This is a genomic window from Pseudomonas sp. FW305-7 (assembly GCF_058786735.1).
The window spans coordinates 618,800-633,482 of record NZ_JBYSZA010000001.1; the positions used below are offsets into that span (position 1 = coordinate 618,800).

Consider the following 14,683-nt stretch of genomic DNA (forward strand, 5'->3'; position numbering starts at 1 on the left):
ACCTCAATGCCCCACGGCAAAGGCAATCGGCGCTGTACGCGCCAGTCCGCCACGGCACTTGAGCACGCGCAGTTGCGCAGGTTTGGCATCGATGGCAATGCGCAGCGCTGCCGGCGACGGGTTGACCGCTTCGCTCAACGGTCGCCAGGCGAATGCCAGGGTCTGGCCGGTTTCCGCCGCCACCTGCAAGCGCCGCAATGCGCGGTCGTCAGCCTTGTGCGGCCAGCACAGCACCGCGCCGCAACTGCCCGAGCGCAGGCATTGTTCCGCGGCCCACAAGGCATCGCGTTCACTGGCCTGAATCACCGACAACTGGCGCAGATCGACCCCGGCGTTTTCCCATGCCTGCGGGTACGGCACAAACGGTGGCGCCACCAGCACGATGCGCTCGCCTGCCGCCGAGAGTCGCGCCAGCGTCGGCCAGACCAGTTGCAGTTCGCCGACACCGGGGCCGGCCAGCAGAATTTCGCTCAGTGCCGCCTCCGGCCAGCCACCGCTGGGCAATGCCGCGTCCAGCGCAGCATGCCCGGTGGGTTGTGGACTGGCCGCCGGTGGCGCAGGCCGGCCCTTCCAGACCTGGCCGCCATTGAACAGCGTATCCAACGCAACGACGGCGCCCATCAGCCTTGCCTCACCAGACCGCAGAACACCCCTTCGATGGCCAGATCCTGATCATCGCCCACGACAATCGGCTGATACGCCGGGTTGCGCGGCAACAGCCGCACCGTGTCGCCGACACGTTCGAAACGTTTGATGGTGACTTCTCCGTCGAGCCGCGCCACGACGATCTGGCCGTTCAACGCCTCGGGATTACGCCGCACGCCGACCAGATCGCCGTCGAGAATGCCGTCCTCGATCATCGAGTCGCCCTGCACCCGCAGCATGTAATCGGGTGTGCGGGAGAACAGCGCCGGGTCGAGCATCAAGCGGCTATGGATGTCGGCATCGGCGCCAATCGGTGCACCGGCGGCCACCCGACCGAGCACGGGGATGTCGAGCAATTCCGGACGTGGCGGTTGCCCGAGCAAACGAATGCCCCGGGCCTGATGCGGATTGACCTCGATAAACCCGGCTTCGGTGAGCGCCAGCACATGCTTGCGCGCCACGCTACGGGAGGCAAAACCAAAAGCCTCGCTGATTTCAGCGAGGCTTGGGGGCTGACCGTGTTCGGCGATGCGTTCGCGGATAAAGGTCAGGATGGCGGTACGGCGGGGAGTCAGGTTCGTCATGGAGTACATTTGTACTCCTGTAGGATTTTCCTGACAAGCGCCACAGGTCGGCCTACACCTTGATCGTTCCCACGCTCCGCGTGGGAATGCAGCCCGTGACGCTCCGCGTCACTGGACGCAGAGCGTCCCCAGAGGCATTCCCACGCAGAGCGTAGGAACGATCAAGGACTGGGTGTCAGTTGAGGCCGCGTTCGGCGAGGAATGCGCCGATGTAATCGATGAACGCCACGACTTTCGCCGTGGCCCGCCGATGGCTCGGGTACACCGCCAGAATGTGCGGGCCGAAGGTATCCGGGTCGATGTCGTAGTCGGCCATGACCCGCACCAGACGCCCGTCGGCAATGTACGGCGCGGCGCTCCACAGCGGCGTGTGCAGCAAACCGCGCCCGGCCAGGGCGCTGGCCAGCAACAGGTCGTAATTGTCACTGCGTAATAACGGTGTTGCAGGTTGTGCCAGGCTCAAGCGCTGGCCATCGCGCTCGGCCCACCAGAATTCACGGCTGAGCAACGGATGCCGGTACAGCAGCCATTCATGCTGATCGAGGGTTTGCGGGTTCACCGGCAAACCCTTGCGCGCCAGATATTCCGGGCTGCCGCAAAGGGCCAGGCGATTGCTGCCGACCACCCGCGCAATCAGCCCCGGCAGGTCATCATGGCCTTCGCGCAAGGCCAGGTCATAACCGCTTTCGAGCAGATTGACGAACGCGTCGCACAGATCCACTTGCAGGCTGATCTGCGGATATTGCTGCAAGAAACCGTCGCACACCTGATCGAGAAACGCCCGTCCATACGCCAGCGGCGCAGTGATTTTCAAGCTGCCGCGCAAACCATGTTGCAGCTGTTCGATTTCCTCGCTGGCCTCCTCCAGCCGCTGCAACACCAACCGTGCGGTTTCCAGATACACCCGGCCGATCTCGGTCAGCAAAATCCGCCGCGTGCTGCGTTCGAACAGCCGCGCGCCGAGTTCCGTTTCGAGGTGATTGACCGCTTTGGTCAGGGCCGACGGGGTCTTGCCGAGTTGCTCGGCGGCGCGACTGAAACTACCGAGTTGCGCCGTGACCACGAACATTTTCAATGCACCCAACTTGTCCATGCTTTTTCCATTCAGGCAAAAACGTTTTTCGTGAGGGAGGCGTTCTGTTGGCCGTAACCAGCCACTAATCTGGCCATCAGACGCAATAACAAGGAAATCTTCAATGAAAAGATTCATCCCGAGCCTGCTGGCTGCCGCCGTAAGTTTTGCCTCGATGGAAGCCATGGCCGCTGCCGATCTGGTGCTGCTCAACGGCAAGATTTTCACTGCTGACCGCGCTCAACCCAAGGTGCAGGCACTGGCCGTAGAGAATGGCAAGGTGCTGAAAGTCGGCAGCGATGCGCAGATCAAAGCGCTGATCGAACCCGGTACCCAAGTGATCGACCTCAAAGGCAAAGCACTGATGCCCGGCCTGATCGACAGCCATTCCCACGCGATTTTCGGTGGACTGGAAATGGTCTCCGCGAACATGGAAGACGAAGTCGTCGCCCTCAATGAGCTGGAAAACAACCTGCGCACCTGGCGTGACGACGGTACGGCCAGACACGGCGATGTCTTGAGCATCGCGGGCATGAGTTCGAAGTACTGGGCACAAGCCGAAGCCTTGGGCAAAACCTTCAACAGTGGCGAATGGGCCAACGTGCCGGTGGTGTTCATTGGCAGTGACCACCACACCGCGTGGGCCAACAACGTCATGCTCAAGCGCGCCGGCATCGACGCCGCACTGCTGAAAACCCTGCCCGACGCGGAAAAAGACACCATCGGCAAACTGGCCAGCGGCGAACCCAACGGCTTTGTGGTCGATGCCGGTTGGGATCGGGTCGCCTCGAAAATGCCGGTGCCGAGTGCCGCCGACATGCTCAAAGCCGCACAGTCCGCCGTACGTTTCAATAACAGCCTCGGCATCACGGCGTGGATGGACCCCGCCGCCAACGCCGCACCGGGCGAAGCGGTTTTTGCGCTCAAGCCCACCGAGAAAACCGTCGGCGTGCTGCCGGCCTATAAGGCCTTGTCGGAAAGCGGCGACATGAGCGTCCACGTCGCCGCATTGTTAGTGGCCAATCCAAAAAGCGTGCCGGCCGACCTCGATACGCTGGACAAGGTGCGCCAGCAATTCCAGGGGATCCCCAACCTGACCCTGCCCGGCGTCAAGATCTTCGCCGACGGCGTGATCGAATATCCGGCGCAAAGCGCAGCGATGATTGATCCCTACAGCAACTCGCACAAACAGGGCGAACTACTGATCGACCCGCAGCACTTCGGCGAACTGGTCAGCGCCATCGACCAGCGCGGCTGGCTGGTGCACATTCATGCCATCGGCGACCGCGCGGTGCGCGAATCGCTGAACGGCATCGCCCAGGCGCGCAAGGATCGCCAGAGTGGCGTGACGCACTCGATCACCCACCTGCAAATGGTCAATCCAAAAGAGTTCGCCCGCTTCAAGCCGCTGAACGTGATCGCCTCGATGCAATTGCTCTGGGCCAGCGCCGACGACTACACCACCGACATGATCAAGCCCTACGTCAGTTCCCTCGCCTTTCGCTATCAATACCCGGCGCATTCGCTGCTGAAACAGGGCGCGACGATTGCCGGAGCCAGTGACTGGCCGGTGTCGTCGCCGAACCCGTTCAACGCCATGGCCCAGGCGATCACCCGCGTCGGCCCGCTGGGCGTGCTCAACGCCGACGAGCGTCTGGACCGCGAAACCATGTTCTACGCCTACACCGCCAACGCGGCGCGCACCATTGGCCTGGACCAGCAGATCGGTTCGCTGGCACCGGGCAAACAGGCCGACTTCATCGTGCTTGACCGCGATGTGTTCAGCGTCGACGCCAAAGCCCTGCATGACACCCAGGTTTTGCAAACCTGGTTCGGTGGCCGTCAGGTCTACACCGCCGCCCAATAACACCAAAAATCCCCCTGTAGGAGTGAGCCTGCTCGCGATAGCGGTGTGTCAGTCACCATCAACGCTGAATGAACCACCGCTTTCGCGAGCAGGCTCGCTCCCACAAGGTCTGTGAGGGTGGCTGAGATTGCATCCCCCCACAGTTTTCGTACTGCCCAATAAAAATCACAACATCGGGACTTCACATGAAAGCCTTGCCTCTGTTCGCCCTGAGTTTCTTGAGCGTGCTGCCCTTGAGCAGCTTTGCGATCCCCTTGAACGACGACTTCGCCGTGCTGGTGGATCTGACCCTGGCCAGCGATTACCGCACCCGCGGCATCTCGCAGACCCAGAATGACCCGGCGCTTCAGGCCGGTCTGACCCTCGCCCACAGCAGTGGCTTGTACCTCGGCGCCTGGAGTTCAAACGTCGATTTCGGTGGTGATCTGAAAACCCGTCAGGAAGTCGATTACTACGCCGGTTGGCTGTGGCAGGCCACTGATGAGGTCAGCCTGGATCTGGGCTATCTCAAGTACGCCTATCCCAAGGAAAGTCAGTTCAATCAGAGTGAGGTCTACGGGATTTTCGGCGCTTACGGGGTGAAAGTGGCGGCGTATTACTCCAGCGATGCGCCGGGGATCGACAGCAAGCAGAGTTCGCTTTACAGCTATGTCAGTTATGAAACCGGGCTGCCATTCGATTCAGGCCTGAAATTGCGTTACGGCAATATGGACTTCAAGGACCCGCACCTGTACTCGGCGTCGGGGCATGGCGAAGAGTCGTACCGGGAATGGGAAGTCAAAGTCACTCACAATCTGGCCGGTGTGGTACTGGGCTTGAGCTATATCGACACCGATCTGTCGCAGGCGCAATGCCTGAGTAATTGGGGCTTCAAGGATGTGTGCACGGCCACCGTGGTCGCCAGCGTCAGTAAATCCTTCTGACCAGCGAAATCACCTGTAGGAGTGAGCCTGCTCGCGATAGCGCTGTGTCAGATAACACATCGACACCTGACACATCGCTATCGCGAGCAGGCTCACGCCTACAGGGTTTCGCTGTGCGTTCGGCATTTGTTACGGGATGTTTACGAATTTTTTACTAATGTTCTTCTACAGTTACCCGCGCAACCGCGTGGGTTTTCTATTCATGTAGAGGAATGTTTGACATGGCTTTGGGCAACGGACTGCGTTTACCGTCCATCACTCCTACCCGACTGGTGCTGCTGTTTTCCCTAGCGCTGGTCGCGCTGTACAACCTGGCGACCTGGAAGGCGCTGGGTACGCTGATTACCCTGCAGGGCGCGCACAAACTGGCGTTCTTCGCCTCTTTCGGGGTGTTCCTGTGGGCGGCCATCACCCTGCTGCTGACCCTGGTGTCGTTTCGCTGGACGCTGAAACCGGTGCTCACGGTGGTCGCCCTGCTCTCGGCCTGCGCCGCGTATTTCATGAACGAATACGGAATCACCATCGACACGGTGATGATCCAGAACGTCTTCGAAACCAATCCCGCCGAAGCCACTGCACTGTTCAACGGCAAACTGCTGACCTATGTGCTGCTGCTCGGCGTGCTGCCGGCGGCGTTGATCTGGCGTTGGCCGGTGAGTTACCGGCCGTTCTTTCGCGGTTTGCTCAACAAGATCCTGGTGATCGTCGCCTGCGTACTGGTCATCGCCGTCTCGGTGGGTGCGTTCTATTCGACCTATGCGCCGATCTTTCGTGAAGAAGACAAGCTCACTCACTTCATCAACCCGACCAACTACATCTACGCGATCAGCAAATACACCAAGCAACGTCTGGGGATCAAAAAGCACTTCGTGGTGCAGACCATCGGCGAAGACGCGGTGATGAGCGCCAAGGCTGCCAGCCGCGAGAGGAAATCGCTGATGGTCTTCGTGGTCGGCGAAACCGCCCGCGCCGATCATTTTTCCCTGAACGGTTACGAGCGCGAGACCAACCCCGAGCTGAGCAAGCTGGACATCCTCAACTTCACCCAAGTGCATTCCTGCGGCACCTCCACCGCGGTGTCGGTGCCGTGCATGTTTTCGATGTTCCCGCGTGAGGATTACAGCGACAAGAAAGGCAAAACCTACGAGGGCCTGCTGGATATCCTGCAACGGGTCGGCGTGCAAGTGCTGTGGCTGGACAACAACAGCGATTGCAAAGGCACCTGCCTGCGCGTGCCCAATCGCGATATTTCGAAGAACCAGCCAGGGCCGTTCTGCGACGGCAACAACTGCCTGGATGAGGCCTTGCTGGCGGATCTGCAAAGCTACATCGACAGCCTCAAGGGCCACGCGATCATCGTCCTGCACGCCGATGGCAGCCACGGCCCCGAGTATTACGAGCGCTATCCGAAAGAGATGGAGCGTTTCAAACCGATCTGCCACACCAACCAGTTGGGCAGTTGCAGCCGCGATGAACTGGTCAACGTGTACGACAACACGATTTTGTACACCGACCATTTCCTCGCCAAGGTGATTGAGCTGCTCAAGCGCAATCAGCAGACCTTGGATACATCGATGATCTATGTCTCCGATCATGGCGAGTCGCTGGGCGAGAACGGCTTGTACCTGCACGCGGCGCCGTATGCGCTCGCGCCGGAGGCACAGACCCATGTGCCGATGGTGATGTGGTTTGGCGACAACACCCTGGCCCACGAAGGCATTGACCGCGGTTGCCTGCAAGGCAAGACCGGGCAGGCTGATTTGAGCCATGACAACCTGTTTCATTCGGTGTTGGGTCTGTTTGAAGTCAAGACATCGCTGTATCAGCCGGGGCTGGATATTTTTCATGGCTGCCGGCCTTCCATGACGGCTGCGCAATAGTTCAGGCACTGAAGATCCCTGTGGGAGCTGGCTTGCCAGCGATGGCGGTTTGTCAGTCACTACAGATGCCGGATGTGCCGACCTCATCGCTGGCAAGCCAGCTCCCACAGGGATCTTCAGTGTTCTCAGGGGGTGAGGTTTGCGAGGTAGGCCCACGGATAGATCCCGCGTTGGTGGCCGTCGCTGAACACCAGTTGCACGCCGTAGCCCTGGGGATTGAGTTCGATCAGGCGCACACGGTCATCGACCAGCGGCACCATGCCTTTCAGGCGAAACGCGCGGCATTGCGAGCACGGGCACTGGCGGCGCAATTCGGCGTGGTTGAGATGCTGTTCGCGACCGTCCGGCCAGCTCAACCGTAGCGTTTGCTCGCTCTGCGAGTTCCCCACTGACAGCGGGTTCATTGCAGCTGACTCAAGGCAATGCGCACCGCTTTGCGCACTTCCGGGTCGCCATCATCCTGCGCCGCCTGTAATGCCGCCACGGCGCCGCGATCATTCAGTTCACCCAAGGCCAGTGCGGCTTCCTTGCGCAGGTTGCTGATGCGATGGCCGAGGGTTTCGATCAGCGCGTCCAGCGCCGGAGCGAAACGCAAGCGGCCGAGGCTGCGAGTGGCGCGTAAACGCACTTGCCAATAATCGTCACCCAAGGCGTCGACCAGTGCCGGGCCGGCGTCGCTGTGGCCGACCTTGCCCAAAGTCGTCGCAGCTTCTTCGCGCACCTGCCAGGCGTCGTCCTGCAAGGCCTGACGCAGGGCCGGAAGGACTTCAGCACCAGAGGCCAGACCAAGGGCACCGGTGGCAGCGCGGCGGACTTCGGTGTCCGGATCGTCGCTGGCCAGTCGTGCCAATGCCGGTAATGCATCGAGTTGCTTGAGCCAGCCAAGTACGCCGACGGCTTCGCGGCGCACATTGGCGTCGGCATCATTAAGTGCCGCGAGAGCTGCCGGCGCGGCATCGGCGAAACGCAATTCACGCAGGGCGCGAAAGGCAGCGATGCGCACGCTGACGTCGGCATGATCGGTCCACGGCAGAATCACCCGCCCCGCCGCCTCGGTCTTGAGCAGGCTCAAGCTTTGCGCAGCGGCGGCTTGCACGGCAGGCGACGGGTCGGTCAGCGCTTCGCACAAGGCTTGCACAACAGGCTGATCTTCCCAGGCCTCCAGCAACCGCGCGGCTTCAGCGCGGACTTCTTCGGCGGGATCCTGAGCGAGGCGATCGACCAGCCAGAGCAAGCCATCTGGCTCCTCCAGATCCGCCAGATCGATCAGGGCAATGCGCCGCACAGCGGCGTCGTCGGCGGTCAGGCGCGGTTGCAGGGCAAGGATGTCTTCGTTATCGGTCACAGCAAAAATAGAGGTCATAAGGCAAATCGCGGCAAAGGGTTTTCGGGAGGCAGGCCGAGCGGATTGAGGCGCGGCAGCGGTCGGTTGTCGTCGTGGCGCAGCAGGTCGAGGCAGTGGCGCTTGAGTCGGGAGAACTCGGGGCTGGTGACCAGTTCGCTGGTGCGTGGCCGGGCGAAGTCGAGGCGCAAGTCTTCGATGATGCGCCCCGGCCGTGCGCTCATCACCAGCAAGCGGTCGGCGAGGAACAGCGCCTCGTCGATGTCATGGGTGACGAAGACCACGGTGGTGCGGATCCGTGTCCAGATGTCCAGCAGCAGTTCCTGCATGTTCAACCGCGTCAGCGCATCCAGTGCGCCGAACGGCTCGTCCATCAGCAACAGGCGCGGGCGATTGACCAGCACCCGGGCAATCTCGACGCGTTGCTGCATGCCGCCGGAGAGTTGATCGGGCCAGCGTTCGGCAAAGCCGTCGAGGCCGACCAGGTTGAGAATTTCATCCGCCGCGCGATGGCGCTCAGCCTTGCCGATGCCACGCATTTTCAAACCGAAGGCGACGTTGTCGCGCACCGTGCGCCACGGGAACAGCGTGTGATGCTGGAACACCATGCCACGCTGCGGCGACGGCCCGGACACTTCGCCGCCATCGACTTTCAGGCTGCCGGCATGAGCGCTCAGATGCCCGGCCAGCGCGCCGAGTAAGGTCGATTTGCCGCAACCGGACGGGCCGAGAATGCACACGAACTGGCCCGGTTCGATCTGGCAATCGAGGCCCTGTACCGCTTCGAACGCTTCACGGCCTTCGCCAAGGACAATCGACAATTGGCGAATATCGATCCGCCCTTCCGGGGTTTGCATCACACTCATCAGGCTTTTCCTCGCGGTCGATGCCAGGGCGTGAACAACCCACCGAGGCGTTTGATCAGCAGACTGCTGCCCATGCCCAATACGCCAATCAAGAGCATGCCGACGACGATATCGGCGTAGTTCTGAATGGTGTAGGACTCCCAGGTGTAGTAACCGATACCGAACTGGCCGGAGATCATTTCCGCTGTCACCAGGCAGAACCACGACGTGCCCATGCCGATGGCGAGGCCGGTGATGATGCTTGGCGCAGCGCCGGGCAGGATCACTTCCAGCAGGATCGCCCGGCGCCCGGCCCCAAGACTTTTCGCTGAAGCGATCAGGCGCGGATCGACGCCTTCGACCCCGTGCACGGTGTTGAGCAGGATCGGGAACAGGGCGCCGGTGAAGGTGATGAAGACCATCGATAGCTCGGAGGATGGGAACATCAGGATGGCCAGTGGAATCCATGCCACGGCGGGGATCGGGCGCAGGACTTCGAGCGGCGGCAGTAACAAGTCTTCGGCCCATTTCGAGCGGCCGATGGCCAGGCCCAGGGCGATGCCGATGAGCAATGCGGCGAGGTAACCGGCGAAGACGCGGCTAAGGCTGGCGGTCAGGTGTTGCAGGAGCTTGCCGGAGTCGCCTAGGCCCAGCGCCGCTTCGATCACGGCCAAGGGAGTTGGCACGTTGGCGAAGGTGACCAGGCCGAGGTTCCAGTGGTGGCTGGCGGCGAGTTGCCAGAATAGAAGGCAGAGCAGCAGGGAGGCGGCCCTCGGAACCCAGCGTGTGATGGATATGAACATAGCTCTTCCTCAGTACAACGCACCCTGTGGGAGCGGGCTTGCCCGCGATGGCGGACTTACATTCAGCAAATATGTTGGCTGTACCGGCCTCATCGTGGGCAAGCCTGCTCCCACAGGGGAATGTGGTGTGCATGAAATCAGCGGTTGGCAACGGCTTGGGTCGTGGCATCGGTAAAGTCGAAAACCTTGCCGCCCTGCGCCGCCGCATATTGCTGCGCCTGGCCTTTGAGCAGGAACGCGCTAAGACGCCCTTTCGCATCACTGGCGAACCACGCCTGATCGGCGAGCAATTTGATCCCGCTGTCGCTGGCCTGCGCATACACCGCACGGATGTTTTTGCCTTCCTGCTTCAGTGCAGCGAGCGCGGTGAACGCTGATTCGGCGGAGGCGTATTGGCGCACCTTGTCCTCACCGCGCACCCAGATTTCGGCGACGTGGCTGAAGTCGGTGATCGCTTTACCGCTCGCCGCATCCATGGCCTTCAGCGGCGTCTGCGTGTAGTTGGCCAGTTGCGCGGTGTAATCCAGATTCGACGCCTTGAACGCCGCCCGGATGTATTGGTCGTCGATGAAGGTGTTGAGATCGAGGCCACGATCGGCCTTCTTCAGCAACTTCAACGTTTCAATGGCGGTTCCGACAGCCTGGCGATATTCCGGTTTCCAGCTCAGGTCGCGGGTCTGCACGCCGAGCGGGCCGTGGAACAGGTAGTTGACCTCGGCATCGACGCCGGTGACTTTGGCGATCAGCTCGCTGTACTTTTCAGGTTCAGCCGCGAGCAGTTGATTGGCCTCAATGCTCGCACGCAGGTAAGCGACGACGATCTCCGGGTACTGTTTCGCGTAGGCCTGATCCACCAATGCGCCGTGGAAAGTCGGCGCATTGGCCTGGGCGCCGTCGTAGATCTTGCGGGCGAAACCACGGCTCGGGAACAGTTCGGCGAACGGCACGAAATCAGCGTGGGCGTCGATCTTGCCGGCTTGCAACGCGGAGCCGGCAACTTCCGGCGGCTGAGCGATGATGTTCACATCCTTGAGCGGATCCCAGCCCTGCTCCGCCACCGCGCGCAACAACATGCCGTGGGCGGTCGAGGCGAATGGCACAGAGATGGTCTTGCCCTTGAGTTCGCTCAACGACTGCACGCCCGATGCGCTCGGCACGACGATACCGTTGCCGCTGCCCTTGATGCTGCCCGACAACACGCTGATGAACAGGCTGTGCTTGCCCGCCGTTTCAAAGGCGACCCCGTTGAACGCACCGGGGAAATCGGCCATGGCGCCGAAGTCGAGTTTGCCGGCGACCATCTCGTTGGTCAGCGGTGCGCCGCTGGTGAAGTTCTTCCACTGCACGTCGTATTTGGCGTCTTTATAGGCGCCGTCGTGAGGCAGGTATTTGTCGAGCAGACCGAGCTCACGAATCAACAAGCCGCCGGCGGCGCAGTTGATGGTGGTGTCCTGGGTGCCGATGGCAATGCGGATGGTTTCGGCCGAGGCCGACAAGGTGAACGAAGCCAGTACCAGACCGGCGATTGCTGCACGCAACATAAGTGTTTCCCCTCGAATCATTTATTGGATGTTCGTCTCCGCCGCGATCAGGGCGCGGTGGGAAACGAGGGGTGTCTTGAATCCAGCGTCCGGTGTTTCCGGATGGCTATTGTTGTCTGGGCCGGCCTCATCGCTGGCAAGCCAGCTCCCACAGGGTTTTCGGGTGTTTGCAAGATCTATGTCCGAACAAAAATCCCTGTGGGAGCTGGCTTGCCAGCGATGGCGCCCTGTCAGTCAACGCAATAAATAAGGAATGTCGACTTTCACGGCCCCGGTCGGGCAATCCTTTTCGCACGGCATGCAGTACCAGCATTCATCGAACGCCATATAGGCCTTTTGCGTGACCGGGTTGATCGCCAGCAAGTCCATCGGGCAGACATCCACGCACACGGTGCAGCCCTTTTCGGCGATGCATTTGTCCTCGTCCACGGTGACGGGGGCGTTGGAGCGGAAGAAGATTTCCTGAGCTTGATAGGCCATGGTTCGGACTCTTTGATGTATTGATGTATCAAGCGGCAAAAGCGCCCACCCGCAAGCGGTCGTAAGCCTGCATTTCTTCAGCATCGAGGGGGATGATGTAGGGCTCGACGGCTTTCTTGAAGCTGGTCATCTGCCCGTCCTCGCCCTTCTTCAGATGGCAATGGCAGAACCATTCACTGTCGTTGCGCTGCGGGTGATCGACGCGATAGTGGTACAGGCCCCAACGGCTTTCGGCGCGGAACAACGAGGCGCGCGCGGCCATTTCGGCGCAGTCGCGGATCACACTGGTTTCCATCGCGCGCATCAGTTCATGGGCGTTGTTGGCCTTCATCTGCTCGAGATCGCGCTCGATATCGCTGAAGCGTTGCAGACCAATCTGCATCTTCTTGGTCACTTTCGGCGGTTGCAGGTAATCGTTGACGAAGCGTCGCAGCTTGTATTCGACCTGTGCCGGCGGCAGACCGTGTTCGCGATCCAGTGGCGCGTAAACTCGGGCTTTCTCTTTCTCGATCTGCTCGGTATCCAGCGCCGAAAACTCGCGACCGGCGACGAAATCCGCCGCGTTGTGCCCGGCGAACCAGCCGTAGGTGAACGCACCGAGCATGTAGTTGTGCGGCACCGCGGCCATGTCACCGGCCGAGTACAAGCCTTTCACCGACGTCTCGGCCCGTTCGTTGACCCACACGCCCGACGCCGAATGGCCGCTGCAAAAGCCGATTTCGGAGATGTGCATCTCGACCATCTGCGTACGGTAGTCAGTGCCGCGATTGGCGTGGAACTGGCCCCGGCTCGGACGCTCGTTGCTGTGCAGGATTTCCTCGATGTTCTGGATGGTTTCCTCGGCCAGGTGATCGAGCTTGAGAAACACCGGGCCGTTGCCGCTCTCCAGTTCCTGGTGAAACTCCCACATCATCTGCCCGCTCCAGTAATCGCACTCGATGAAACGTTCACCCTTGTTGTTGGCGGTGTAGCCGCCCAAGGGACCGGTGACGTAAGCGCAGGCCGGGCCGTTGTAATCCTTGATCAGCGGGTTGATCTGGAAGCACTCGAGGTTGGCCAGTTCGGCCCCGGCGTGATAGGCCATCGCGTAACCGTCGCCGGCGTTGGTCGGGTTTTCGTAGGTGCCCATCAGGTAGCCCGACGACGGCAGACCGAGACGCCCGGCGGCGCCGCACGCGAGGATCACTGCTTTGGCCTTGATCACATGGAAGTCGGCGGTGCGGCAATCGAAGCCCATCACGCCATTGACGGCGCCCTCCTCGTCGGTCAGCAAACGCGTGCACACCAGGCGATTGGTGATGCTCACCCGTGCGCGTTTCAACTGGCGATAAAGGACTTTCTTGATGTCGTGCCCTTCCGGCATCGGCAGTACATAGGCGCCCATGTGATGGACTTTTTTCACCGCGTAATCGCCGGTTTCGTCCTTCTCGAACTTCACGCCCCAGCGGTCGAGCTGCTCGATGGTTTCGAAACTGTGCGTCGCGTAGGCGTACACCGCCGCCTGATTGACGATGCCGTCGTTGGCGATGGTGATTTCCTTGGTGTACTGCTCTGGCGTCGAATGGCCGGGGATGATCGCGTTGTTCAGGCCGTCCATGCCCATGCTGATCGCGCCGCTGCGCTTGACGTTGGCCTTGTCGACCAGCAGCACACGCAAGTCACGGTTCTTTTCCTTGGCCTTGATGGCCGCCATCGGGCCTGCGGTGCCACCGCCGATCACGACGATGTCGTATTCCTGTTCGAGAACGTTGCGGGTCATGCCTGCTCCCCTTTTTGCCGGTCGATCCGTAGGCGGTACTGGAACGCATCGCCACGGTAGTAAAGGTGTTCGAAGTCCAGCGGCTGGCCGTTGGCGTCGTGGGTCAGGCGTTCGATACGCATGATCGGCGAGCCGGCCTCGACGTTGAGTGCCTGGGTCAGGTCGCTGTCAGCGAGCACCGCGTCGATGGCCAGGTCGGCGTGGCCGAGGGCGATGCCGCAGTCGTTTTCGAGAATCAGGAAGATGTCGCGGGTGACCAGATCAGCCTTCGCCAGGCGCTCGCCGACGCCTTTGGGCAGATAGGTGATTTCCAGCGAGATCGGCTCGCGGTTGATCAGCCGTACACGTTTGATCTGCGCGACGGTCTCGCCTTCTGCGACTTGCAAACGCTCGGCGACGCGTTTGTCGGCCGGGATGAATTTGAAACTGCGCAGGCGGTTGATCACCTCATAACCGCGCCCGGTCATGGACTCGGCGAGGCCTTGCAGGCTGCTGACGTTCTGAAAGGTTTTCGGTTTGGCAACGAAAGTGCCTTTGCCGTGAATCTTGAAGATCAGCCCTTCCTTCTGCAGATCGCCCAAGGCCTGGCGCACGGTGATGCGGCTGACTTTGAACAGCGCACCGAGTTCGCTTTCGGAAGGCATCTGGCTGTCTTGCGGGTATTCGCCGTCGAGAATGCGCGCACGGAGGACATCGCGCAGTTGGGTGTGCAGCGGCACGCTGGAAAGAGATAGAACGTTATCGGTCATCACAGGATCACTTGTTATAACGAGTTATGACGTGATCTTAGAGTTGTTATGACAAGGTTGAGAAATACCGAATGGGCATAACCTTAGATGCATGGCACACGCTGTCACCTGTGGGAGCTGGCTTGCCAGCGATGGCGTCCTGTCAGCCAACGGGTTGGCTATCTGAAGCACCGCTATCGCTGGCAAGCCAGCT

Annotated in this window: 14 protein-coding genes; 3 read left to right on the forward strand and 11 right to left on the reverse strand. The window is 60.9% G+C overall.

Translation table 11 applies throughout. The annotated features are described in order from the left end of the window. Positions 1-3: 3 nt before the first annotated feature. The 3 genes from imuA to AC3WMT_RS02890 form a co-directional block, all read right to left on the reverse strand. Positions 4-621, reverse strand: a complete 618-nt coding sequence (imuA, locus tag AC3WMT_RS02880; protein WP_053120911.1) for a translesion DNA synthesis-associated protein ImuA — start codon at positions 619-621, stop codon at positions 4-6. After that, positions 621-1,238, reverse strand: coding sequence for a transcriptional repressor LexA (lexA, locus tag AC3WMT_RS02885; protein WP_103302399.1), 618 nt, complete (start codon positions 1,236-1,238; stop codon positions 621-623). The genes imuA and lexA overlap by 1 nt, the downstream gene beginning before the upstream one ends. 166 nt (positions 1,239-1,404) lie before the next feature. Beyond that, positions 1,405-2,322, reverse strand: a complete 918-nt coding sequence (locus tag AC3WMT_RS02890) for a LysR family transcriptional regulator (RefSeq protein WP_103302400.1) — start codon at positions 2,320-2,322, stop codon at positions 1,405-1,407. 103 nt (positions 2,323-2,425) lie between these two features. Here AC3WMT_RS02890 and AC3WMT_RS02895 point away from each other — a divergent pair, with 103 nt between their 5' ends. The 3 genes from AC3WMT_RS02895 to AC3WMT_RS02905 all read left to right on the forward strand — a co-directional run bounded on the left by AC3WMT_RS02895 (position 2,426) and on the right by AC3WMT_RS02905 (position 6,971). Beyond that, the gene (locus tag AC3WMT_RS02895) at positions 2,426-4,168 is read left to right on the forward strand and encodes an amidohydrolase (RefSeq protein ID WP_103302401.1); all 1,743 of its coding nucleotides are present in this window, start codon (positions 2,426-2,428) and stop codon (positions 4,166-4,168) included. Between the two features lie 185 nt (positions 4,169-4,353). Further along, the gene (locus tag AC3WMT_RS02900; protein WP_103302403.1) at positions 4,354-5,091 is read left to right on the forward strand and encodes a TorF family putative porin; all 738 of its coding nucleotides are present in this window, start codon (positions 4,354-4,356) and stop codon (positions 5,089-5,091) included. Between the two features lie 221 nt (positions 5,092-5,312). Beyond that, complete coding sequence (locus AC3WMT_RS02905; protein ID WP_103302404.1) at positions 5,313-6,971, forward strand: phosphoethanolamine transferase; 1,659 nt, start codon at positions 5,313-5,315, stop codon at positions 6,969-6,971. Positions 6,972-7,096: 125 nt separating this feature from the next. Here AC3WMT_RS02905 and AC3WMT_RS02910 read toward each other — a convergent pair whose 3' ends face one another. The 8 genes from AC3WMT_RS02910 to AC3WMT_RS02945 form a co-directional block, all read right to left on the reverse strand. Next, positions 7,097-7,375: a DUF971 domain-containing protein gene (locus AC3WMT_RS02910; RefSeq protein WP_103302405.1), complete on the reverse strand. Its 279-nt coding sequence runs from the start codon at positions 7,373-7,375 to the stop codon at positions 7,097-7,099. Beyond that, positions 7,372-8,334 carry a HEAT repeat domain-containing protein gene (locus tag AC3WMT_RS02915; protein WP_103302406.1) on the reverse strand — a complete coding sequence of 321 codons (963 nt, stop codon included), beginning with the start codon at positions 8,332-8,334 and terminating at the stop codon, positions 7,372-7,374. The genes AC3WMT_RS02910 and AC3WMT_RS02915 overlap by 4 nt, the downstream gene beginning before the upstream one ends. Next, positions 8,331-9,179: an ABC transporter ATP-binding protein gene (locus AC3WMT_RS02920; protein WP_103302407.1), complete on the reverse strand. Its 849-nt coding sequence runs from the start codon at positions 9,177-9,179 to the stop codon at positions 8,331-8,333. Before AC3WMT_RS02920 ends, AC3WMT_RS02915 begins: the two co-directional genes overlap by 4 nt. Continuing rightward, the gene (locus AC3WMT_RS02925) at positions 9,179-9,961 is read right to left on the reverse strand and encodes an ABC transporter permease (protein ID WP_103302408.1); all 783 of its coding nucleotides are present in this window, start codon (positions 9,959-9,961) and stop codon (positions 9,179-9,181) included. Before AC3WMT_RS02925 ends, AC3WMT_RS02920 begins: the two co-directional genes overlap by 1 nt. Before the next feature lie 137 nt (positions 9,962-10,098). Next, complete coding sequence (locus AC3WMT_RS02930; RefSeq protein ID WP_177431348.1) at positions 10,099-11,523, reverse strand: ABC transporter substrate-binding protein; 1,425 nt, start codon at positions 11,521-11,523, stop codon at positions 10,099-10,101. Between the two features lie 213 nt (positions 11,524-11,736). Further along, positions 11,737-11,982 (reverse strand): 4Fe-4S dicluster domain-containing protein, encoded by a 246-nt coding sequence (locus tag AC3WMT_RS02935; RefSeq protein WP_103302410.1) that lies wholly within the window; start codon positions 11,980-11,982, stop codon positions 11,737-11,739. 28 nt (positions 11,983-12,010) lie between these two features. After that, a complete protein-coding gene (locus AC3WMT_RS02940; RefSeq protein WP_103302411.1) occupies positions 12,011-13,741 on the reverse strand; it encodes a fumarate reductase/succinate dehydrogenase flavoprotein subunit in 1,731 nt (576 codons plus the stop codon). Next, positions 13,738-14,490 carry a GntR family transcriptional regulator gene (locus AC3WMT_RS02945; RefSeq protein ID WP_103302412.1) on the reverse strand — a complete coding sequence of 251 codons (753 nt, stop codon included), beginning with the start codon at positions 14,488-14,490 and terminating at the stop codon, positions 13,738-13,740. Before AC3WMT_RS02945 ends, AC3WMT_RS02940 begins: the two co-directional genes overlap by 4 nt. Positions 14,491-14,683 lie beyond the last annotated feature (193 nt).